We start from the raw sequence: 22,856 nt of genomic DNA, 5'->3' as shown, positions 1-22,856 counted from the left end.
GGTGCTTTGGGATGGACATGCTTGGGATAGACACAGGGAAGGCTTATAGCGCTGCCCTTATCGTTTCGGCAAACCGGCGCAGGTCGGAGCGCTGATAGGGCTCGCGCAGGCCATACCCCCACACCGGGCCGGGCCAGCCGGGATCCCCCTCGGATCGTGCGACGATATGGATATGCAGTTGGCGCACGATGTTGCCGAGCGCGCCGGTGTTGATCTTGGTGCAGCCGCTCACCTTCTTCAGCGCCTGCGCCACCATATTGGTCTCGAAGGTCAGCATCGCCTGGTCGAGCGGCGTCATGTCGTGGATCTCCTCCGCGCCCGGCCGCTGCGGCACCAGGAGCAGCCACGGCCAGCGGCGGTCGTTCATCACCCGCAATTCGCACAGCCCAAGCCACATCAACTGCTCGCTGTCAGCCTCCAGCCGGGCATCCAGCGTGAATCCGGCCTTCAGGCCCGGCAGCATCGGCGTTTCCCTTGCTTTTCTTGGCTTCCTCAAACCTTGAACGCTAAAGCGGCTGCATCGGGGCTGCAAGCGAATCTCGCGGTTCGCGGTGCCGATTTGCCTGCGCACTTGCATTTCGTCGCGCAATTGCCGATATGGACAGCGGGAGGTTGGTGGTGGACGATCCACTCGCCAACCGGGTCAGGTCCGGAAGGAAGCAGCCCTAACGAGCCCGGAACGGGTCATTGTTCCAGCCTCCCACCTCATCGGCCCTCCTCGCGACATTGACGACGCATTGCAGCGCGGGCGAGACTATGCGCAGGAATCGGCGCTTTGGGCGCGGCCTTTTGGAGCTTAACGGCGAATGAGCGAAGCCGGAAATTCGGGGCCCGATAGTTTGGCGACAGGCAAGGCCGCGGCCTACCGTGTGCTGGCGCGCAAATACCGTCCGTCGAATTTCTCCGAGCTGGTCGGCCAGGAGCCGATGGTGCGCACCCTCACCAACGCCTTTGCCACCGGCCGCATTGCCCAGGCCTGGATGCTGACCGGCGTGCGCGGCGTCGGCAAGACCACCACCGCGCGTATCCTGGCGCGGGCCCTGAATTATAAAACCGCCACCGTTGATCAGCCCTCGGTCGACCTCGCCGTGCTTGGCGAGCATTGCCAGGCGATCATGGAAGGCCGCCATGTCGACGTCATCGAGATGGACGCCGCCTCGCACACCGGCATCGACGACATCAGGGACATCATCGAGCGCGTGCGCTATGCGCCCGTCTCGGCCCGCTACAAGGTCTACATCATCGACGAAGTGCACATGCTGTCCACGCAGGCCTTCAACGGCCTGCTGAAGACGCTGGAAGAACCGCCGCCGCACGTCAAATTCATCTTCGCCACCACCGAGATCCGCAAGGTTCCGATTACCGTCCTGTCGCGCTGCCAGCGTTTTGATCTCAGGCGCATCGACGCCGGTGCGCTGGTCGCGCATCTCTCCTCGATCGCCGGCAAGGAAGGCATTTCGGTCGACGACGACGCTCTGGCGATGATCGCGCGCGCGGCGGAAGGTTCCGCCCGCGATTCGCTCTCCATTCTCGACCAGGCGATCGCCCATGGCGCCGGCTCGGTCAGCGCCGAGGCCGTGCGCGCCATGCTGGGCCTGGCCGACCGCGCCCGCATCGTCGATCTGTTCGAACATATGATGAAAGGCGATGTGGCGGCGGCGCTCGGCGAATTCCGCGCGCAATACGACACCGGCGCCGATCCGGCCGCCGTACTCACCGATCTGGCCGAGTTCAACCATCTCGTCACCCGGCTGCGCTTCGTGCCGACCGCGATGGACGATGCCTCGCTGTCGCAGGACGAGCGCCAGCGCGGCGCCGATTTCGCCAGGGCGCTGTCGGTGCGCGTGCTGTCGCGGACCTGGCAGATGCTGCTCAAGGGCATTCCCGAGGTACAGTCCTCCAACCGGCCGGTCAGTGCCGCCGAAATGGTGCTGATCCGGCTGGCGCACGCCGCCGATCTGCCGACATTGGACGAGGCGCTGAGATCGCTGGAGAGCGGCGCCTCGGCAACCGGCGCCGCGCCACGCCCGAACGGCGCGCCCGTGAACCCCGGCAATGGCGGTGCTGGCGGCAATGGCGCCAGCGCCGTGGCGCAGGCGCGCATGCCTGGCGGCTCGGGCGGCGCACAGACCATGCGGCTGGTCGAGGCCACGCCCGCTCCGGCCGCCTTCGTCGCGCCCCCGCAGCCGGCGCCGGAGACGCAAGCCGTACCGCTGAAATCGCTGGCCGACATCGTTGCCCTTGCCGACGCTCAGCGCGACGTCGCCTTCAAGGTGCTGGTCAAGCGCTGCATCCGTCTGGTGCGCATCGAACCTGGCCGCATCGACGTCGGCCTGACCGACGATGCGCCCAAGATGCTGCTCAACGAACTGACGACGAAACTGCGCGCCTGGACCGGCCGCAGCTGGCTGGTGTCGCTGTCTAAGGAGGAGGGCGGCCAGACGCTGGCCGAAATGGAATCGACGAAGCGTGAAAACGCTTTCCTCGATGCCAGGAACGACCCGACAGTCGCCGCCTTCCTGAGCCGCTTTCCCGGCGCCAAGATCATCGATGTGCGCATTCCCGACACGCCGGACGCCGAAGCGAGCGAGGCCGAAATGCCGGTCGAGCCGCCGGCCGATGACGACGAACCCTGATATCCAGCACTAATCCGCAAAGGATCGGACCATGAAAGATCTTCTCGGCCTGATGGGCAAGGCGAAGGAAATGCAGGCCAAGTTCCAGGCCATGCAGGATGAGATCGCCACGGTCGAAGCCGTCGGTCAGGCTGGCGGCGGCCTGGTCAGCATCATTTTGAGCGGAAAGTTCGACATCAAGTCGCTGAAGATCGACCCGTCCTTATTCAAGGAAGACGAGGTCGAAATCCTCGAGGATCTGATTCTTGCCGCGCACAATGACGCCAAGGCCAAGGTCGAGCAGATCATGCAGGAAAAGACCAAGGCGCTGACCGCTGGCCTGCCCATCCCGCCAGGAATGAAACTGCCTTTCTAGCGCTCGGTGCGCCATGATCGATGAGCCGTCCGAAAGACTGATCGAGCAGCGTATCCGCAACAGGATCTACGAGATTCTGGAAATCCTCGCCGATTGCGATGCCGGCGTCGATCTCGTCGGCATCAAGGGCTACTTCAATCTCTTCGAGGATTTCGTGCACCGCCCGTCGATCGAGGCCGGCACGTCGGCGCTTTCGAAGGACGAACGCGCGATCGTGCTGGAAATCGCCGAATTCCTGGAGGCGGCCTCCGAAACGAATCCTGATTTCACCAAGGCCGAGTTCATCGACAGCGACTGGCCAGGCAAGATCGCGCCGGCGGCCAGGGAGGCGCGGGCGCTGTTTCTCGGACGGGGCCTGTTTTCAGAGAAGGTCGAAGAGGTCGAACCCGGTCGGTCGGCGGCAATCGCCGCCGGGCGATAGGCTTTCCCGCGAAAGGCGCATAGCGTTTCCCCAAGGGAATTGCGGCGAAACGAAGAGAGAGCGGTCATCGTCTGTGTGAAATGACGGCTCGATCTATCTGGAAAGCCTCAATTTGTGTCAATTCGGTAACAGTCTGCCGTTAATAACGTTTTGGCCATCATTTTGCCCGAAAGTGTCTCATTCTTGCCGCAGCCTGGGGGCGGGCATTGAAGTGAGAGGGTTACCTGTTGATCGCCACGCGATGGAAGACGCCGCTGTTGCTCGGCGTCGTCACGTCTCCCCTTTTCTTGGCCGCTTGCAGCCAGACCACCTCGCACGGCATGTCGGTTGCCAGCCTGACCGACGCCATCACGCCGAGTTTCCTGAGTTCGCGCGCCTACAGCCACACGCCGAAGGACAGGGAATGCCTGGAGCGGGCGATGTTCTTCGAATCCAACCGGTCGAGCCGCGATGGCATGATCGCCGTCGGCACGGTGGTGATGAACCGGCTGCGCTCGGGCAACCACGGCAGCACCATCTGCCAAGTGGTGGGTGAACCCGGGCAGTTCGCGCCGGGCGTCATGACCAGGCCGATGAATTCGCGCGCAATGCCCGATGTCGAGGAGGCCGCCGACGCCGTGCTCAAGGGCGAGCGCAAGGCCAAGCTCAAGAACACGATGTATTTCCACACCGCCGGTCTGCGCTTCCCCTACAAGAACATGCACTACACCATGGTTGCCGGCGGCAATGCCTTCTACGAAAAGCGCGGCCGCAACTGGCAGCCGCTGCCGGATGAACCGACGGTTGCCATTGCCTCGGCCGAGCAGCCAGCCGCCTTGCCAGGCGTGCCTGCGGTGCGCGTCGCTTCCGCCGAGCCCGTACCTGCGGCCAAGACATCCGCTCGCATCGCTCCAGTCCAGCAGGTCTACATGACCGCCGCGGCGGAGCCGGCACGCCCCGGGAAGACGGCAACCGCCCGCACCGCTGCGGCCCAGGAGACCTATGTCACTGCGTCCGCGGCGCCGACGGCAAAGTCCGCACGCGTCTCGGCGAAGCCGACACTGGTCGCCATGCAGGAGCCGATGGAGGAGCCGGATGTCGCCCGTTTCGGCGGAACCTTGACCGGCGGAACCTCGAACAAGAGGGTGATCTCCTCGGTTGAGGGCGAGCCGCAGGAAGCGTCGATGGGGTTCCAGTCGACGCCTGAAAACACCGACGCGATCGGCGCGATGATCGTCAGCCAGGGCCGCCCGCTCGAAACCAACTGATGCGTGTCGCAAACCCGCAATGGCAGGATGGCGGGACATTCGCGGACGCCGGATGTTTCAAAGCGCTCTGAAAAATCCTAGATCAGGGCGATGTCCAAGCGAATCGCCGGTCCCGAGATCGAACGCCTGATCCAACTCCTGGCCAAGGTGCCGGGGCTTGGCCCCCGTTCGGCCAGGCGCGCGGCACTGCACCTGATCAAGAAGAAGGAACAGTTGCTGTCGCCGCTCGCTGCCGCCATGGGCGAGGCCGCCGACAAGGTGCGCATCTGCTCCACCTGTGGCAATGTCGACACCTCGGATCCTTGCATGATCTGTACCGATCCACGCCGCGATGCCGCCACCTTGATCGTCGTCGAGGACGTCTCGGATCTCTGGGCGCTGGAGCGGGCGGCGGCGATGAATGTGCGTTACCACGTGCTTGGCGGCACGCTGTCGCCGCTCGACGGCATCGGCCCCGATCAGCTCAACATCCGCTCGCTGATCGACCGCATCGCCGGCGGCGAGGTCAAGGAACTCATCCTCGCCGTCAACGCGACGGTCGAGGGCCAGACTACCGCGCACTACCTCACCGATCAACTCTCCGGCTTCGAGGTCAAGATAACACGGCTGGCGCACGGCGTACCGGTCGGCGGTGAACTCGACTATCTCGACGAAGGCACGCTGGCCGCGGCGCTGCGCTCGCGAACGGCGTTTTGACACGATTGCGGAGAGGATGCGCACGATGATTGCCACGCATCTTTCGAAGCTGGTGGTGCACGCTACAGAACGCGGCTTTCGCAAGTTCAGCTTTGCATTCTTTCTTGCAGCGCTCTTTGCCCTCATCGCTGCCCCCGCGTTCGCCTCCAAGATCGACGACCAGTTCAGGACCTGGCTCCAGACCGATCTCTGGCCCGACGCCAAGGCGAAAGGCATTTCCAAAAATACGTTCGACGCCGCGTTCAACGGCATCAAGCCCAATCTCAATCTCCCCGACCTTGTCATGCCAGGCGAGAAACCGAAGACGCCGCAGAAGCAGCACCAGGCCGAGTTCGGTTCTCCCGGCGCCTATTTTGCCGAGAAGACGGTTCGTGCGGTGACATCGGGCGGGCGCACCCGCGAGGCCGCCAATGCCCGCACGCTTGCCGCGATCGAAAAGCGCTATGGCGTGCCGGGCGAAATCCTTCTGGCGATCTGGGGCCGCGAGACCGGCTTCGGCGCGGCGAAGATGCCCTACGACGCCTTCGAAGTGCTGGGCACCAAGGCGTTCATGTCGACGAAAAAGGATTTCTTCCGCACGGAACTGCTGGCGGCGTTGGAAATCGTCCAGCGCGGGCTGGCCCCGGTCGGCGCGATGAAATCGTCCTGGGCCGGGGCGCTCGGCCAGCCGCAATTCATGCCGACCTCTTTCCTCAAGCATGCCGTCGATTTCGACGGCGACGGCCGCGTCGACATCTGGAATTCGACGCCCGACGTGCTGGCCTCGATCGCCAATTATCTTGTCCATTATGGCTGGGTGAGGGGACGCGGCTGGGGTTTCGAGGTGATCGTGCCTCAGAGCGTCTCCTGTTCGCTGGAGGGCCCGGACCAGGGCAAAAAGATCTCGCAATGGGCCGCCATGGGCATTGAGCGCGTCGGCGGTAAAGCCTTCCCGGCGAGCGAGCTGAAGGCGGAAGGTTTCCTGCTGATGCCGGCCGGGCGCAGCGGCCCAGCCTTCATCGCGACTCCCAATTTCTACGTGCTGAAACAATACAACACCAGCGACCTCTACGCGCTGTTCATCGGCCATGGCGCCGACCGCATCGCCCATGGCGATCAGAATTTTTCCGGTAGCTGGGGTCCGGTCGGCGATCTCCACCGCTCCGACATCGCCGCCTTGCAAGGGGCACTGGAAGCCAAAGGCTATGATGTTGGCAGCGCCGACGGCCTGCCCGGCTTCAAGACCCGCCGCTCGATCGGCAGATGGCAGGAAAAGAATGGTCAGGCCGCCACCTGTTTTCCCGATGCCGGCCTGGTCGCCGCGCTGAAATAGCATCGAATTTTAGCAGATTTTTCCCGATCCCCGGCATCATTTGGCCGGCGCATGCGTCGACACGCCGCTGTGTATTCTGATCCACTGAGGCCGTCTCGCAAATCCTCGTTGCCGGGCTGGGAGTCGCCGGATAAGGTGTTGACCAACTGGACAAAAACCACGACGGTAGCGAGTCAAGGGCTTTCATTGGAGCCCTGAAAGAACACCGCAACCCTGAGCCGGGAACTCAGGTCAACAAACAACAAAACAGGGAACAATCATCATGATGATGGAAAAGCTTGCTCTACGATCCCGCATCTTGCTGGCGGGCGCCGCCATGTCGGCGCTGCTTCTGGCCGGAGCGCCGGCTGGCGCGGTCACTCCCGCCGACACGCTTGTCGAAGGTTTTGCCATCGACGACATCATCTCGATGGATCCGGGCGAGGCGTTCGAGCTGTCGACCGCCGAGGTCACCGGCAACACCTATGATCTTCTTGTCCGCCTCGACCTCAGCGACACCTCCAAGGTCAAGCCCGATCTCGCCGCAAGCTGGACCGTCTCCGACGATGGCCTGACCTATACGTTCAAGCTCAAGCCGGGCCTGAAATTCGCCTCAGGCAACCCGATCACCGCCGCCGACGTCGCCTGGTCGTTCGAGCGCGCCGTCAAGCTGGACAAGAGCCCCGCCTTCATCATCGGCCAGTTCGGCATTAGCGGCGACAACGTCACCGAAAAGGCCAAGGCGGTCGACGACACCACCTTCCAGTTCACCGTCGACAAGGCCTATGCGCCAAGTTTCGTGTTGAACTGCCTGTCGGCCACCGTTGCCTCCGTTGTCGACGCCAAGCTGGTCAAGGAACATGTGGCGGCGGTCACGCCGAGCGCCGACTACAAATGGGACAACGATTTCGGCAATGCCTGGCTGAAAACAGGCTATGCCGGCTCGGGCGCCTTCAAGCTGCGCGAATGGCGCGCCAACGAAGCCGTCGTCATGGAGCGCAACGACAATTATCACGGCGAGAAGGCCAAGCTTGCCCGCGTCATCTACCGCAACATGAAGGAAAGCTCGGCGCAGCGCCTGGCACTCGAGGCCGGCGATATCGACGTTGCCCGCAACCTCGAACCGAACGACCTCGACGCCATCGCCAAGAACGCCGACCTCACCTCGACCAGCGCGCCCAAGGGCACCGTCTACTACATCAGCCTCAACCAGAAGAACCCGAACCTCGCCAAACCCGAGGTGCGTCAGGCCTTCAAATATCTGGTCGACTATGATGCGCTGGGTTCGACCATCCTCAAGGGCATCGGCGAGATCCACCAGACCTTCCTGCCCAAGGGCGTGCTGGGCGAACTCGACGAAAACCCCTTCAAGCTCGACGTCGCCAAGGCCAAGGAATTGCTGGCCAAGGCCGGCTTGGCGGACGGCTTCAGCGTCACCATGGACGTGCGCACCGGCCAGCCGACCACCGGCATGGCGGAATCCATTCAGCAGACGCTCGGCCAGGCCGGCATCAAGCTGGAGATCATCCCTGGCGACGGCAAGCAGACGCTGACCAAATACCGCGCCCGCAACCACGACATCTATATCGGCCAGTGGGGCCAGGACTATTTCGATCCGAACTCCAATGCCCAGACCTTTGCCTCGAACCCGGACAATTCGGATGCCGGCAAGTCCCACACGCTCGCCTGGCGCAATGCCTGGGACATTCCGGACCTGACCAAGCAAACGGAAGCAGCCCTGCTTGAGAAGGATTCGGGCAAGCGCGCGGATATGTACAAGGATCTCGAGAAGAAAATCCTCGACACCAGCCCCTTCGTCATCATCCACCAGCAGCTGGAAGTTGCCGGTCTGCGCAAGAACCTCAAGGGCTTCGCGCTCGGTCCGAGTTTCGACACCAACTTCGTCGGGCCGGTCTCCAAGGAATAGTGTTCGCGGACACGCCGCATGAGCACGATTGAAAACGAAAGCGGGCGCGGCAGCGCCCGCGCCGTCGCCCTTGCATCATCGCTCGGCCGCTTCCTGGTCATTGCGGTGACGACCTATCTCGGTCTTCTCGCGGTCACCTTCTTCATTGGCCGCGTCATCCCGATCGACCCGGTGCTGGCCGTGCTCGGCGACCGGGCACCCGCCAATGTCGTGGAGCGAACGCGCCGCGAGATGGGCCTCGACCTGCCGTTGATCGAGCAGTTCTACATCTATGTGAAACATGCGCTGAGCGGCGATTTCGGCATCTCCGTGCTGACCACCAATCCCGTCATGACCGACATCCGCCGCGCTCTTCCCGCAACGACGGAACTGGCGACATTGGGGACACTGATCGGCGCGCTGTTCGGTGTGCCGCTGGGAGTGCTGGCCGCGGTCAAACGCGGCAGCCTCGTCGATCAGATTGTGCGTATCATCGGCCTGATCGGCTATTCCGTGCCCATCTTCTGGCTGGGCCTGCTGGCCCTGGTGCTGTTCTACGCCAAGCTGCAATGGGTGGCCTTCCCGGCACGGCTCGACGTCGTCTACGAATACACTTTCACGCCGGTCACCGGTTTCTACCTGCTCGACTCCGCGATGCAGGGGCAGTGGGATGTCTTTTACGACGCCTTCCGTCACATCATCCTGCCGGCCTCGCTGCTCGGCTATTTCTCGCTAGCCTATATCAGCCGCATGACACGCTCGTTCATGCTCAATGAACTCGCCCAGGAATATGTCGTCGCCGCGCGCGCCAAGGGCCTGTCGGAAACCCGCATCATCTGGGGTCATGCGCTGCGCAATGCCGCCGTGCCGATGGTGACCGTGATCGCGTTGTCCTATGCCGGGCTGCTCGAGGGCTCGGTGCTGACCGAGACGGTCTTCTCCTGGCCGGGCATCGGCCTCTACATCACCAACTCGCTGCAGAACGCCGACATGAACGCCGTGCTCGGCGGCACCATCGTCATCGGCTCGGTGTTCATCGGCATCAACCTCCTGTCCGATCTTCTCTACCGCGTGCTCGACCCGAGGACGAAGACAGGATGAGCAGAGGTATCGCGCTTTCGGGCTTGGCTGCGGCAAATCACCCCCACTCCGGCCCTTCGGGCCACCTCTCCCCCTGTCCGGGGGAGAGGAAAAGGCAGCCGCACGCCTGGCGCCTTTCCTCTCCCCCGTCGAGCGGCGCAGAGGTGGTCTGCGAAGCAGACCGGAGTGGGGGTCGACGGCTTCAAGAGGCATCGTCATGACCGTCTCCGACGCCCGCCCCTTCTCCCGTCGCGAATGGTTGTTGTCGGAGCGGCCGGCATCGCGCATGCAGGCAAGGCTCGGTCGCGCCTATGTCGCCTGGCGGCGCTTTTCCGCCAATCGTTTGGCCTTTGTCGGCCTGCTCATCATCATCGCTCTGCTGCTCGTCGCCGCCCTTGCCGGTGTGCTGGCGCCGTATTCGCCGACCTTCGGCGACCTGAAGAACGCGCGTCTGCTGGCGCCGAGTGCCCAGCACTGGTTCGGCACCGACGATCTCGGCCGCGACATCTATTCGCGCATCCTCTACGGTTCGCGTTGGACGCTTTATGTCGTCGTCCTGGTCGCCATCATCGCCGCACCCATCGGGCTCCTGGTCGGCACCGTCGCCGGCTATGCCGGCGGCTGGACCGACGCGATCCTGATGCGCGTCACCGATATCTTCCTTGCCTTCCCCAAGCTGGTGCTGGCGCTGGCCTTCGTCGCCGCCCTTGGCCCCGGCATCGAGAATGCCGTGCTGGCGATCGCCATCACCTCCTGGCCGCCCTATGCCCGCATCGCGCGTGCCGAGACGCTCACCGTGCGCAACTCGGACTACATCAAGGCGGTGCAACTGATGGGCGCCTCTCCCTTCCGCATCGTGTTGCGCCACATCATGCCGCTGTGCATCTCCTCGCTGATCATCCGCGTCACGCTCGACATGGCCGGCATCATCCTGACGGCCGCCGGCCTCGGCTTCCTCGGCCTTGGCGCGCAGCCGCCGCTGCCGGAATGGGGCACCATGATCGCTTCGGGCCGCCGCTTCATCCTCGACCAATGGTGGGTGGCCGGTGCGCCGGGCTTCGCCATCCTGATCGTCAGCCTCGGCTTCAACCTGCTCGGCGACGGCCTGCGTGACGCGCTCGATCCCCGGAGTGGTGACCAATGAACGGCCGAACTGGGACACTGCTTGAGGTGGATGATCTGCGGGTCACCTTTCCAACCCGCACGGGCATGATCGAGGCGGTGCGCGGCGTTTCCTTTTCGCTTGGCCGCGAACGGCTCGGCATCGTCGGCGAGTCCGGCTCGGGCAAGTCGCAAACGGGCCGCGCCATCATGGGCCTGACGCCGCCGCAGGCCCGGATATCGGCCAACAAATTGACCTTCGACGGCATCGACCTGCTCGGCATCTCGCCACGCCAACGCCGCGCGTTGCGGGGCAACCGCATCGCCATGATCCTGCAGGATCCGAAATATTCGCTCGACCCCGTGATGAGCATCGGCCGCCAGATCGTCGAGACGCTGCGCACGCACGAAAAGGTCGGCAAGGCCGAGGCGCGCGAGCGCGCGCTGGCCATGCTCGAGGCGGTGCAGATCCGCGATCCCGCACGGGTCTTCGACCTGCACCCGCACGAAGTGTCCGGCGGCATGGGCCAGCGCGCCATGATCGCCATGATGCTGATCGCCGGGCCGGAAATGATGATCGCCGACGAGCCGACCTCGGCGCTCGACGTCACCGTGCAGCTCGATGTGCTCGGCATCCTCGACCGGCTGGTCGCGGAGCGGGGCATGGGACTGGTCTTCATCTCGCATGATCTGCGCCTGGTTTCCTCCTTCTGCGACCGCGTCATCGTCATGTATGCCGGCAAGGTGGTCGAACAGCTCAAGGCCTCGGAACTCAGCCAGGCCCAGCATCCCTACACGCGCGGCCTGCTCAACTGCATGCCCAAGATCGGCGCTGACCGTCACCCGCTGCCTGTGCTCGACCGCAAGCCGGAGTGGGCGGCATGACATCAGCGATTGCCGTGGACACGCTGGAGGTGATCTTCGACCGCTTTCGCGCGCTGAAGGGCGTCAGCCTTGATGTACAGCCGGGTGAATCCTTCGGCCTGGTCGGTGAATCCGGTTCCGGGAAATCGACATTGCTGCGAGCCATCGCCGGTCTCGCGCCGGTCGCCTCGGGCAGCATCGCCGTCAACGGCAAGACGCTCGGCGCGCGCCGCGATAAGGCCTTTTACCGCGAAGTGCAGATGGTCTTCCAAGATCCGTATGGGTCGCTGCACCCGCGCCAGACGGTCGACCGCCTGCTGCAGGAGCCGCTCGCCATCCACGGCTTTGCCGACGGCGAAAAGCGCATCGAGCGCGCGCTCGACGAGGTCGGCCTCGGCAACGGTTTTCGCTTCCGTTACGCGCACCAGCTCTCGGGCGGCCAGCGCCAGCGTGTCGCGATCGCCCGCGCGCTGATCCTCGAGCCCTCGATCCTGCTGCTAGACGAGCCGACCTCGGCGCTCGACGCCTCCGTGCAGGCGGAAGTGCTCAACCTGCTGGAGGAAGTCCGGCGGCGGCGCAAGCTGACCTTCCTGATGGTCAGCCACGACCTCGCCATCATCACCCATATGTGCGAGCGGCTGATGGTGATGCAGGGCGGCGAGGCAGTGGAAAATCTGGTGGCGAACGATCTGGTCGAGCGCCGTGTGACAAAGGATTATACGCGCAACCTGCTGCGAGCCAGCGACGGGTTTGTAAGAACCGCCTGAATTCGCTCTTCCTGTGCACAGACCAACCGGGGAATTCCATGGGGGAATGGAAGTTTGCAGATCCACCCAATGTCGCGGTGCTATCGGACAAGAGTATATTCAAATCTGACGATTGGATCGCATCCGTCGTGCATTAAGCTGACGACGACGACATCTACAACGAAGAAGGTGGCAGCTGGCAGTTTCACAGCAGCGACATTCGAGATCGGAACGAACGTGAGATAATGCTCGTCGGCCTGCAGGAGGTGGTTCGGCGGGATGAAAGCATCTTGGTGTTGGCCGATTTGCCGAAAGGTTGGCATGCTTGGCGCAGTTCCAAATCGGCGCCTTGGCAGCGCGCCAAATCACTCCCCGTGCCGTCCAACGATAACGAGTGATACTGCAGGATCTTAAGTCGAACCTTGCGCCAGTTCGCCGTTCTCCGGAACGCATGGGTTGTCCCCTTGCTTCGGCTCCTTGATCCTGAACCATGTCACATAAAGCGCCGGCAGGAACAGCAGCGTGATCGCCGTGCCGGCGATGATGCCGCCCATCATGGCATAGGCCATCGGCCCCCAGAACACTTCGCGGGCTATCGGGATCAGCGCCAGGCTGGCGGCGGCGGCGGTCAGTGCGATCGGCCGCATGCGGTGCTCGGTGGCCTCGATCACGGCGGCCCAGCGATCCTTGCCTTCGACGACAAGATCCTCGATCTGCACGATCAGGATGACCGAGTTGCGGATCAGGATGCCGATCAGCGCCAGCACGCCGAGGATGGCGACGAAGCCGAGCGGCGCGCCGCTCGGCACCAGTGCCGCCACCACGCCGATCAGCCCGAGCGGCGCCACCGCCACCACCAGGAACAGGCGCTGGAAGCTCTGCAACTGCACCATCAGGATGGTCGCCATCACGAACAGCATCAGCGGCACGACGGCGGCGATCGGCCCCTGGCTCTTGGTGCTTTCCTCGACGGAGCCGGCGGTCTCGACCGAATAGCCGGGCGGCAGCTTGGTGATGAAGGCGTCGACCGACGGTTTCAGCTCGTTGACGACGGTCGCCGGCAGCACGTCGCCAACCAGGCCGGCGCGCACGGTGATGGTCGGGATGCGGTCACGCCGCCACACCGTCGGCTGCTCCAGATCGTAGCGGAAATTGGCAACCGCCGCGAGCGGGATAGCCTCGCCATTGCCCGTCGGCAGCTGGATGTTCTGCAGCGTCTCGATCGAGCCGCGCTCGGCCCCGCGCGAACGGGCCACGACATTGATCAGGTAGGTCGCGTCACGCACCTGGGTGATCGTCGATCCGCCCACCGTGCTGTTCAGCGTGCTAGCGATATCGGAGGAGGTGATGCCGAGCTGGCGCGCCTTGTCCTGCAGCACATCGACCCTCAGCACGCGCTGTGGTTCGTTCCAGTCGAAGGTGGGTGCGGCAAGTTTCGGATTGGCCGAGATGATGCCGGCGAATTGCTGCGCCAGTTCCCGCACCGTCTGGATGTCAGGGCCGCCGACGCGATATTGCACCGGGCGCCCGACCGGTGGCCCAAGCTCGAGCGGCTTGACGAAGGCGTCGGTGCCGACGAATTCGGCGCGCAGCAGCTTTTCGAGCGCCGGCTTCACCCGGTTGCGCGCCTCGATGCTCTTGGTGACGATCACGGTCTGGCCGAAATAGGGATTGGCGGGCTGCACGTCATAGGCCAGCACGAAGCGCACCGCGCCCTGGCCGATATAGGAGGAGAAGTGGTCGATGTCGGGATTGCCGACCAGCGCCCGCTGTTCGAAGCGGTCCATCTGGTCGCGCGTCTCGGTGATCGAGGAGTTCTGCGGCAGGTTCCAGTCGACGATCAGTTCCGGCCGGTCGGAAGGCGGGAAGAACTGTTGCTGGACGAGCCCGAAGCCGGCGATCGAGCCAGCGAACAGCAGCACGGTCACGATGATCGTCAGCCAATGATGTCGCACCGAGCCGATAAGCACGCGCCGGAACAGCGACGTGAAGCGGCCCGGCTGGTCGTGGTGCTTCTCCTTCATCGTCGCGGGCAGGATGGTGACGCCAAGCAGCGGCGCGAACAGCACCGCCACGATCCATGACACCAAGAGCGACACCGCGATGACGACGAACAGCGTGAAGGTGTACTCGCCTGCCGCGCTCGAGTTGAGGCCGATCGGGATGAAGCCGGCGACCGTCACCAGCGTGCCGGTCAGCATCGGGAAGGCGGTCGAGGTGTAGACATAGGTCGCCGCCCTGCGCAGGGTGTCGCCAACCTCCAGCCGCGCCACCATCATTTCGACCGCGATCATCGCATCGTCGACCAGCAGCCCGAGCGCGATGATCAGCGCGCCGAGTGAAATGCGCTGCAGCGATATGCCCAGATACTCCATGACGGTGAAGGTGATGGCCAGCACCAGCGGGATCGACAGCGCGACGACGAAACCGGCGCGCATGCCGAGGCTGATGAAGGAGACGGCAAGCACGATCGCCACCGCCTCGAACAGCGCACGCGTGAAGCCTGAGACGGCCTCCTCGACGATGACGGGCTGGTCGGCGACCAGATGCACGCCGACGCCGACCGGAAGGTCGGCCAGCACCTTGTCCATCTCCTCATGCAGCGCTTCGCCGAACTTGAGCAGATTGGCGTTGGGCTTCATGCCGATGGCAAGCCCGATCGCATCCTGGCCGTTGAAGCGGAACAGCGCTGTCGGGGGGTCGGCATAACCGCGCGTGATCGTCGCCACGTCGCTCAGCCGGAAGAACCGGTCGTTGACGCGCAGATTGATGGCGCGCAGGCTCTCCTCGGAGGCGAACTGGCCGCCGACGCGCACGCTGATGCGCTCCGGCCCGGACTGGATGACGCCGGACGGCGTGATCGCGTTCTGCGCTTGCAGGCTGGCCACGATTTGCTGCTGGTTGAGGCCAAGCGCGGCGATCTGGCGGGTCGAGAATTCGAGATAGATCGCCTCGTCCTGCGCACCGACCAGATCGACCTTGCCGGCATTGGGCACGGTCAGGATCTTGGTTCGCACATCCTCCACATAGTCGCGCAATTGGCGTGGCGTCAGCCCGTCGGCGGTGAAGGCATAGATGTTGCCGTAGACGTCACCGAAGCGGTCGTTGAAGAACGGTCCCTGCACGCCTTGCGGAAACTGCGCCTTGATGTCGTTGACCATGTTGCGCACCTGAAGCCAGTTCGGCGCGACGTCGCGCGCCTTGGTGGTGTCCTTCAGGTTGACGAAGATGACAGTCTGGCCGGCTGTCGTCACCGACTTGGTGTAGTCGAGGCTGTCGAGTTCCTCGAGCTTTTTCTCGATGCGATCGGTCACCTGCTGCACGGTCTCCTTGACCGAAGCGCCCGGCCAGTTGGCCTGGATGATCATCGTCTTGATGGTGAAGTTGGGATCTTCCTCGCGGCCGAGATTGAGGTAGGAGAAGATGCCGGCCACCACGAAGACCAGCATGAAATACCAGACCAGCGAGCGGTGGTTGAGCGCCCAGTCGGAGAGGTTGAAGCCCTTCATGAGGCCCCTCCCTCGAGCACTTTCACTTTCTGGCCGTCGACGAGGCTGTGAACGCCGGCGGTGACGACGCGCATGCCGGCGTCCAGTCCATCCGCCACGGTAAAGGTGCCGCCATTCTTCGACGCGACCTTGATGTCGTGCGCGCTCACGCTCGACGTCTTTGGGTCGACGATCCACACTTTTTCGGAGCCGTTCTTTTCGAGCAGCGCCGAAATGGGCAGTTCGATCGTCGGCACGACCTTGGTCATCCGGGTCGCCGTCACCGTCGAGCCGAGCCTGAAGGCTTGCGGCGGATCGGTGAGCGTCAGCTTGACGCGCCGTGTGCGGGTCGAGCCCTCGGATTGGGGGGCGATCTCGCGCAGCTTGGCCTCGGTCTGGATCGTCGGCAGCGACTGCAGGATGACCTGGAACGGCGTGCCGGCCGAAAGATCGCCGGTCAACCGGTCGGGAATGTCGACCACTGCCTCGCGCAGGTCCGAACGCGCCACGGTGACGATGGTCTGCCCGGGCGAAACCGTCTGGCCAACTTCGGCGCCGACGGCGGTGACGACGCCGTCGAAATCAGAAAACAGCCTGGCATAACCGAGCTGCTCCTGCGATTTCGCCAGCGAAGCCTTGGCCCGCTCGACACTGGCTTCCGCGGCTTTGCGTGCCTGCTGCGCTGCGTCGAAGACCGACTGCGGCGTATTGGCAGAGGTCAGCAACTGGCGCTGGCGTTCCTCGCTGGCGGCGGCATTGGCGAATTGCGCCTCGGCATTGGAGAGTTCGGCCTTGGCAGCCTGGACTGCCAGCTCCAGCGCGGTTGGGTCGAGTGCGGCGATCGTCGTGCCCTTGCTGACGGTGTCGCCGACCTTGACGTCGCGCGAGACGACGCGGCCGAGCAGGCGGAAGGCAAGATCGGCGCTGACCTGTGGCTCGACCGAGCCGGCGAAACCGAAAGTCTGCGTGGTGCGCGGCTCGACCACGACCGACAGCACCGGTCGGACGATTTGCGGCGGTTTTTCGTCCGATTTCGAACAGGCGGAAAGCGCGGCAAGGCCAAGCAGGACGGGTAGCAGCCGCTTCATTGCCCTGCTCCCGATATCTCGACCGTCTGGCCGGGGCTGAGCAATTGCCCGCCTGATGTAACGACGCTCTGGCCTTCGTTCAGGCCCTCGGCGATGACGACGGTACCCGAATCGAACGCCAGTACCTCGACCGGCGCCGCCGTCACCGCCTTGGTCGCGGGATCGACGATCCAGACCGCCGGCTTACCAGCGCTCGATGTCAAGGCCTGCCAGGGCAACAGGATCGCCTTCGCCGGCTTGGCGCCGACCGAGCCGATGACGGCCGCCCCCAGCGGCATCCCGGCCGGCGTGTCGGGAATGGCGACCTTGACCCTGATCGAGCCCGAAGCCGGGTCGACTGCCGGCGAGATTTCGCGCACCTTGCCCGTCGCGCGGACCTGCGGGTCGGACAACAGCGTGATCGTTACCGCCGGTGAAGCCGGCGTTTTGGCGACCAGCGTCTCCTGCACGTTGAACACCGCGTCGCGGTCGCCGTCCTCGGCGACGGTGAAGACGGTCTGCGCCGCCTGCACCACCTGGCCGGTTTCGACCTGGCGTGCGGTAATAACGCCTGCCGCACCGGCCTTGAGTTCGGTGAAGGACAGATTCTGCTGGGCATTGGCGAATGCGCTCCGCGCGGCATCGACGCTGCCTTGCGCGACTTTCAGTGCCTGGTCGGCCGCGTCATAGTCGCGCCTGGTGGTGAAGCCCTGGGCAAGCAGCGTCCTTTGCCGTTCGAAGGTAGCCGCGGCCTGTGTCAATTGTGCCTGCGCGGCATCGAGATCGGCCTGCGCGGAGCGCAAATCGGACTCCTGCTCCTGCGGATCGATACGGGCAAGCACCGTCCCCTGATCGACATGCTGGCCGACATCGACAAGCCGCTCCGCGACGCGTCCGCCAACCCGGAACGAAAGATTGTTCAACGTACGCGCCGCGATCACCCCGGTCAGCGAGGTTCTCGGCGCATAATCGGCCATCGCCACCGTTTCGGTGCGCACCATGACCGGCAGCTTCTTGTCCGCCGCCTCCTGCTTCTGGCAACCGGCGAGCAGCGCCAGGACCGTGCAGGCGAGAATTGAAGCGGCTGGACAAGACAAAAGGCTGGGAGTTTTAGCGGATGGCGGCGAGACGGACGATGTCGCGTTGCTGCTCATGGCTCCCCTCGGCCGCGCGCCGGTCGCTGGTCGCGATCCCCTCGCGGAGATAAGGAGGATAATCGATCCCGGAAAAAAGGGAACCGGTCTCGTACGCCTCTCGCCGGACTGGTTAAGTCAGGCCCAATCGACGCTGTGATGGTGTCGGCTTGAGGAAAATCTGAAATAAGGCCAGAAGGGAATTCAACGGCATCAAAACAGAACGGGCCCCATCTCGATGAGGGATGGCCCGGTGAGGGATATCATGAAGAACTCCGCCATTTCCGAACGCAAGAACCAGTCGATCTCGCGCGGCGTCGGCATGACCACGCAGATCTACGCCGACCGGGCCGAGAACTCGGAGATCTGGGATGTCGAGGGCCGCCGCTATATCGACTTCTCCTCGGGCATCGCCGTCGTCAACACCGGCCACCGCCATCCCAGGGTAATCGAGGCGGTCAAGGCGCAACTCGACCGCTTCACCCACACCTGTCATCAGGTCGTGCCCTATGAGAGCTATGTGCGGCTGGCCGAACGGTTGAACGCCATGCTGCCCGGCAAGTTCGAGAAGAAGACCATCTTCGTCACCACCGGCGCCGAGGCGGTGGAGAACGCCATCAAGATCGCTCGCAACGCCACCGGCCGCCAGGCCGTCATCGCCTTCGGCGGCGGCTTCCATGGCCGCACCTTCATGGGCATGGCGCTGACCGGCAAGGTCGTGCCCTACAAGGTTGGCTTCGGAGCCATGCCGGGCGACGTCTACCACGTGCCGTTCCCCGTGCAACTGCATGGTGTCTCGGTCGCCGATTCGCTTGCCGCGCTCGACAAGCTGTTCAAGGCGGATGTCGATCCGGCCCGCGTCGCCGCGATCATCATCGAGCCGGTTCAGGGCGAGGGCGGCTTCTACGACGCGCCGCGTGAACTGCTGACGGCGCTGCGCAAGCTCTGCGACCAGCACGGCATGCTGTTGATCGCCGACGAAGTGCAGACCGGCTTTGCCCGCACCGGCAAGATGTTCGCCATGGACCATCACGAGGTGGCCGCCGACATCACCACCATGGCCAAGAGCCTGGCTGGCGGCTTCCCGCTGTCGGCCGTCACTGGCCGCGCCGAGATCATGGACGCGCCCGGCCCCGGTGGCCTCGGCGGCACCTATGGCGGCAGCCCGATCGGCGTCGCCGCCGCGCACGCCGTGCTCGATGTGATCGAGGACGAAAAGCTCTGCGACCGCGCCAACACACTGGGTGCGCGCTTGAAGCAGCGTCTGCAGTCGATCCGTGACGACGTGCCCGAGATTGTCGACATCAGGGGTTTGGGCTTCATGAACGCGGTGGAGTTCAACGACGTCAAGAAGGGCCTGCCGTCGGCCGAGATCGCCAACGCGATCCGCCTGAAAGCGCTCGACAAGGGCCTGATCCTGCTGACCTGCGGCGTCTACGGCAACGTCATCCGCTTCCTGGCGCCGATCACCATCCAGGACGAGGTCATGAACGAAGCGCTCGACATTCTGGAAAGCTCGATCCGCGAGGTCTGCGCCGCCTGAACGGCGCTTACCTTCTCCCTGTCACTACACGGGGAGAAGGTGCCGGCAGGCGGATGAGGGGCGGCGCGGACGTCTGAATTGACTCCTGTCGCCAATACCGCCTCGTCTCGGCCAGCAGATTGTGCCTATTTGACCTGCGCTCGTTTTCGCAGTGCTTCGAAATAGCCATCATCAACCGAGGGACCCGGTTCGGATGACGCGCCCTCAAGGAGCAGATGCCGAAGCCGTTGACGGTCTTGATCGCGGCGGATCAACTCACCGAAATATTCGCTCGTCACGGGCTGGCTCCATGTTCTGGAATGTCGCCAGTGCCGCCTTCAGCCCGTCCGGGCCTGCGGCCACCATCTGCGGCGTTGGCGAAAAACCGGCACTGAGCATCTTGCGGCCAAGCATGTGGTCGCCGGGGCGGTTGACGGATTCGATGCCGAGCAGCCGGTCACCGGCATAGTGGTAGATCGAGAATTTGTTGTCGCGCAGGTCGCCGAGCACGACATGGCTGTCGCCGCCGGCGGTCAGGCCAACCATTTGCAGCTTCATGTCGCCAATGTCGGACCAGAACCATGGCACCGCTGAATAGGCGTCGGTGTGACCGGTAATTGTCCGGGCGGCGAGCCGCGCCTGGTCGGTGGCGTTCTGCACCGATTCCAGCCTGACATCGCCGCCGGTGAACCAGTGCCGATACGAGGCGGCGTCGCCGATGGCCAGAATCTCCGGCACCGAACTGCGCATCTGATGATCGACGCGGATGCCGTTGGCGACAGCAAGGCCCGCGGCTTGCGCCAGTTCGACATTCGGCACGGCGCCGATGCCGACCACGACCATGCGCGCCGGCAGCCTTTCGCCAGACGAGGTGATCGCGGCCGTGACCTTGCCGTCTTCGCCTTCGAGCCTTGAGATCGAGGTTCCGGTCAGGATGCGCACGCCGGTCGCTTCCAGCCTTTGCCGGACATGGCTCGCCACCACCGGCGCCACGGCGCGGCCGAGCAGCCGGTCGACTGCTTCGACAACCGTCACGGTGCGACCGGCCGCCCGCAGCGTCGCGGCGATTTCCAGCCCGATAAAGCCGCCGCCGAGGATGACGATATCTTCGCTCTCAGCGCTCAGCTCCCGGATCAGCCGCGCGTCGGCCAGCGAGCGCAGCGACACCACGCCCGACAGATCGGAGCCTGGCAGCGGCAGGGCGCGCGGGCGCGATCCGGTCGCCAGGATCAGATTGTCGAAGGCAAGTGCGCCGCCGCCGGCAATGTCGAGACCGTGGCGGCCGGCATCGATGCGCTCGATCCGGATCCCAGGCCGGTAGTCGATGGCGCTGCCGGTGTAGAAGGCCTCGCCCCGAAGCGGTTGAGGCTTGGCTTCGGCATCCTTGATGAAGGTCTTCGAGAGCGGCGGCTTGTGGTAGGGCAGTTCGTTCTCGTCGCCGACCAGGATCACCGGCCCATCATAGCCATCCTCGCGCAGACTGGCGGCCGCCTGCACGCCCGCATGACCCGCACCGACAATTACCACGCCGTTCTTCATCGCATTCCGATCCCGATCGATCCTAGGACGTCTCGCCAAGTGGCAATTGTCTGACGCCGCCGCAAGAGAGGGTTTGCGGGTCGCACCCGGGACGGCGACTGTCAATCGTACAGTTCGGCCGCAAAGCCGATGCAGCGGGCGCGTAAAGTTGACCATCGTAGTTTAGAATAATTCTAAACTATTGTTTCAATTGGCTTTTCCAGTAATTTTCATTGACTTCCATCGCACTCGAAGCTTTAAGGAAGCCGCGCATTGGCGCATCCCTTTGATGTCTGGGCCTTGAACCCGTTCGATTGGAGGCATTTTGGTGTCTTTTTTCCCTGAGCCGCGCGATCGCGCGGCATGTCTTGCGCCCAACGGCATGAATGTGGCCTGGCGCAGGTTGGCGCGTGCGCCGCTTAGAAAATTTCCGAGGAACTGGAGAGCGATAATGACAGCACGATATGGCGGCAGGCTGGCGGCGATCGGCGCCACGGCGCTGCTGACGGCAGCGGTGTTCGTGCTGCCTGCCAAGGCGGAAACCGATGCCAAGGCGGTCATCAAGACCTATGCCGACGTCGGGCTTGCCAAATATGAGGATTCGCTGACCACGGCGCAGGCGCTCGACAAGGCGGTCGACGCGCTGCTTGCCAACCCGTCGGCGGAAACGCTCAATGCCGCCCGCGACGCCTGGAAGGCATCGCGCGTGCCCTACCAGCAGACCGAGGTCTACCGCTTCGGCAACAAGATCGTCGATGACTGGGAAGGTGAGGTGAATTCCTGGCCGCTGGACGAAGGCCTGATCGACTATGTCGCCAAGAGCTACGGCACCGAGTCGGACGCGAATTCGCTCTATACGGCCAATGTGATCGCCAACAAGGAGATCGAGATCAACGGCAAGCAAGTCGATGCCTCGAAGCTTTCGCCGGAATTCCTCTCCGGCACGCTGCAGCAGGCCGGCGGCGTCGAGGCCAACGTCGCCACTGGCTATCACGCCATCGAATTCCTGCTCTGGGGCCAGGACCTGCACGGCACCGGTCCGGGCGCCGGCCAGCGTCCCTATACGGATTACGACCTGAAGAACTGCACCGGAGGCAATTGCGACCGTCGCGCAGAGTACCTGAAGTCGGCGACCGGCCTTCTGGTCTCGGACCTCCAGAAGATGGTCAACGACTGGAAGGAAGACGGCGCGGCGCGCAAGAACCTTGTCGATGGCGAGCCGAACACCGCCATCTCGGTGATCTTCACCGGCATGGGCTCGCTCTCCTACGGCGAGCTGGCAGGCGAACGCATGAAGCTCGGCCTGTTGCTGCACGATCCCGAGGAGGAGCATGACTGCTTCTCCGACAACACCTACAACTCTCATCTCTATGATGCCGTCGGCATCCGCGCCGGCTATCTCGCCAGCTACACGCGCCTGGACGGCACCGTCGTTTCGGGTTCCTCGGTGCACGACATGGTGAAAGCGGCCGATCCGGCAATCGACAAGGAGCTGTCCGACAAGCTCGATGTCACCGTCGCCAAGATGGAAGCGATCAAGGCGCGAGCCGAGGCCGGCGAGGCCTACGACCAGCAGATCGCCGAGGGCAATACCGCGGGCAATGCCACCGTTCAGGCGGCAATCGACGCATTGATCGACCAGACCAAGTCGATCGAACGCGCCGTTGGCGTGCTGAAGCTCAATGCCATCGCCTTCGAAGGCTCCGACAGCCTCGACGCACCCGACAAGGTGTTCAAGTAAGCCTGCCATCCGCAGCCAAACGGCGCCGTACGGGCGCCGTCAGC

The 22,856-nt window shown here is 64.0% G+C and carries 18 protein-coding genes and 1 other RNA gene; 14 read left to right on the top strand and 5 right to left on the bottom strand.

The annotated features are described in order from the left end of the window. Positions 1-43: 43 nt before the first annotated feature. Positions 44-463, bottom strand: a complete 420-nt coding sequence (locus EN850_RS22105) for an HIT family protein (RefSeq protein WP_135921085.1) — start codon at positions 461-463, stop codon at positions 44-46. A 144-nt stretch (positions 464-607) separates the two neighbouring features. On the opposite strand from EN850_RS22105, the gene ffs reads away from it, so the two are divergent. From ffs to EN850_RS22045, 12 genes are all read left to right on the top strand, one after another. Beyond that, positions 608-704: signal recognition particle sRNA small type (gene ffs / locus EN850_RS22100), an RNA gene on the top strand. A gap of 102 nt (positions 705-806) precedes the next feature. After that, positions 807-2,636: a DNA polymerase III subunit gamma/tau gene (locus EN850_RS22095; RefSeq protein ID WP_136092236.1), complete on the top strand. Its 1,830-nt coding sequence runs from the start codon at positions 807-809 to the stop codon at positions 2,634-2,636. Between the two features lie 31 nt (positions 2,637-2,667). After that, a complete protein-coding gene (locus tag EN850_RS22090; RefSeq protein ID WP_127280300.1) occupies positions 2,668-2,991 on the top strand; it encodes a YbaB/EbfC family nucleoid-associated protein in 324 nt (107 codons plus the stop codon). Positions 2,992-3,004: 13 nt separating this feature from the next. Next, entirely contained in the window at positions 3,005-3,412 is a 408-nt protein-coding gene (locus EN850_RS22085) for a hypothetical protein (RefSeq protein ID WP_127280301.1), read from the top strand. 227 nt (positions 3,413-3,639) lie between these two features. Further along, positions 3,640-4,659, top strand: coding sequence for a cell wall hydrolase (locus EN850_RS22080; protein ID WP_135921079.1), 1,020 nt, complete (start codon positions 3,640-3,642; stop codon positions 4,657-4,659). 90 nt (positions 4,660-4,749) lie between these two features. Beyond that, complete coding sequence (gene recR / locus EN850_RS22075) at positions 4,750-5,355, top strand: recombination mediator RecR (RefSeq protein ID WP_127280959.1); 606 nt, start codon at positions 4,750-4,752, stop codon at positions 5,353-5,355. Between the two features lie 25 nt (positions 5,356-5,380). Beyond that, positions 5,381-6,667: a lytic murein transglycosylase gene (locus tag EN850_RS22070; RefSeq protein WP_135932928.1), complete on the top strand. Its 1,287-nt coding sequence runs from the start codon at positions 5,381-5,383 to the stop codon at positions 6,665-6,667. 262 nt (positions 6,668-6,929) lie between these two features. After that, on the top strand, positions 6,930-8,573 hold the full coding sequence (locus tag EN850_RS22065) for an ABC transporter substrate-binding protein (protein ID WP_135932897.1): 1,644 nt from the start codon (positions 6,930-6,932) through the stop codon (positions 8,571-8,573). 18 nt (positions 8,574-8,591) lie between these two features. Then, on the top strand, positions 8,592-9,653 hold the full coding sequence (locus tag EN850_RS22060; protein WP_127278745.1) for an ABC transporter permease: 1,062 nt from the start codon (positions 8,592-8,594) through the stop codon (positions 9,651-9,653). Between the two features lie 196 nt (positions 9,654-9,849). Then, a complete protein-coding gene (nikC, locus tag EN850_RS22055) occupies positions 9,850-10,776 on the top strand; it encodes a nickel transporter permease (RefSeq protein WP_127870723.1) in 927 nt (308 codons plus the stop codon). Continuing rightward, entirely contained in the window at positions 10,773-11,618 is an 846-nt protein-coding gene (locus tag EN850_RS22050; RefSeq protein ID WP_135882893.1) for an ABC transporter ATP-binding protein, read from the top strand. Before nikC ends, EN850_RS22050 begins: the two co-directional genes overlap by 4 nt. Next, on the top strand, positions 11,615-12,364 hold the full coding sequence (locus EN850_RS22045; protein ID WP_127870724.1) for an ABC transporter ATP-binding protein: 750 nt from the start codon (positions 11,615-11,617) through the stop codon (positions 12,362-12,364). Before EN850_RS22050 ends, EN850_RS22045 begins: the two co-directional genes overlap by 4 nt. A gap of 389 nt (positions 12,365-12,753) precedes the next feature. On the opposite strand, the gene EN850_RS22040 is transcribed toward EN850_RS22045, so the two are convergent. From EN850_RS22040 to EN850_RS22030, 3 genes are read right to left on the bottom strand one after another with little or no spacing between them, the layout of a single operon-like run. Further along, positions 12,754-15,852, bottom strand: a complete 3,099-nt coding sequence (locus EN850_RS22040; protein ID WP_136092235.1) for an efflux RND transporter permease subunit — start codon at positions 15,850-15,852, stop codon at positions 12,754-12,756. Continuing rightward, a complete protein-coding gene (locus tag EN850_RS22035; RefSeq protein WP_135882890.1) occupies positions 15,849-16,919 on the bottom strand; it encodes an efflux RND transporter periplasmic adaptor subunit in 1,071 nt (356 codons plus the stop codon). The genes EN850_RS22040 and EN850_RS22035 overlap by 4 nt, the downstream gene beginning before the upstream one ends. Then, the gene (locus EN850_RS22030) at positions 16,916-18,052 is read right to left on the bottom strand and encodes an efflux RND transporter periplasmic adaptor subunit (RefSeq protein ID WP_127279221.1); all 1,137 of its coding nucleotides are present in this window, start codon (positions 18,050-18,052) and stop codon (positions 16,916-16,918) included. Before EN850_RS22030 ends, EN850_RS22035 begins: the two co-directional genes overlap by 4 nt. Positions 18,053-18,296: 244 nt before the next feature. Between EN850_RS22030 and EN850_RS22025 the strand changes: the two genes are divergently transcribed. Next, entirely contained in the window at positions 18,297-19,574 is a 1,278-nt protein-coding gene (locus EN850_RS22025; protein WP_127279220.1) for a 4-aminobutyrate--2-oxoglutarate transaminase, read from the top strand. Positions 19,575-19,829: 255 nt separating this feature from the next. On the opposite strand, the gene EN850_RS22015 is transcribed toward EN850_RS22025, so the two are convergent. After that, positions 19,830-21,092, bottom strand: coding sequence for an FAD-dependent oxidoreductase (locus EN850_RS22015; protein ID WP_135882887.1), 1,263 nt, complete (start codon positions 21,090-21,092; stop codon positions 19,830-19,832). 430 nt (positions 21,093-21,522) lie between these two features. Between EN850_RS22015 and EN850_RS22010 the strand changes: the two genes are divergently transcribed. Continuing rightward, positions 21,523-22,812, top strand: a complete 1,290-nt coding sequence (locus EN850_RS22010) for an imelysin family protein (protein WP_136092234.1) — start codon at positions 21,523-21,525, stop codon at positions 22,810-22,812. Positions 22,813-22,856 lie beyond the last annotated feature (44 nt).

It is taken from the genome of Mesorhizobium sp. M8A.F.Ca.ET.207.01.1.1 (assembly GCF_004794715.1).
Lineage (GTDB): Bacteria > Pseudomonadota > Alphaproteobacteria > Rhizobiales > Rhizobiaceae > Mesorhizobium.
This window is presented reverse-complemented; position numbering and strand designations above follow the sequence as displayed.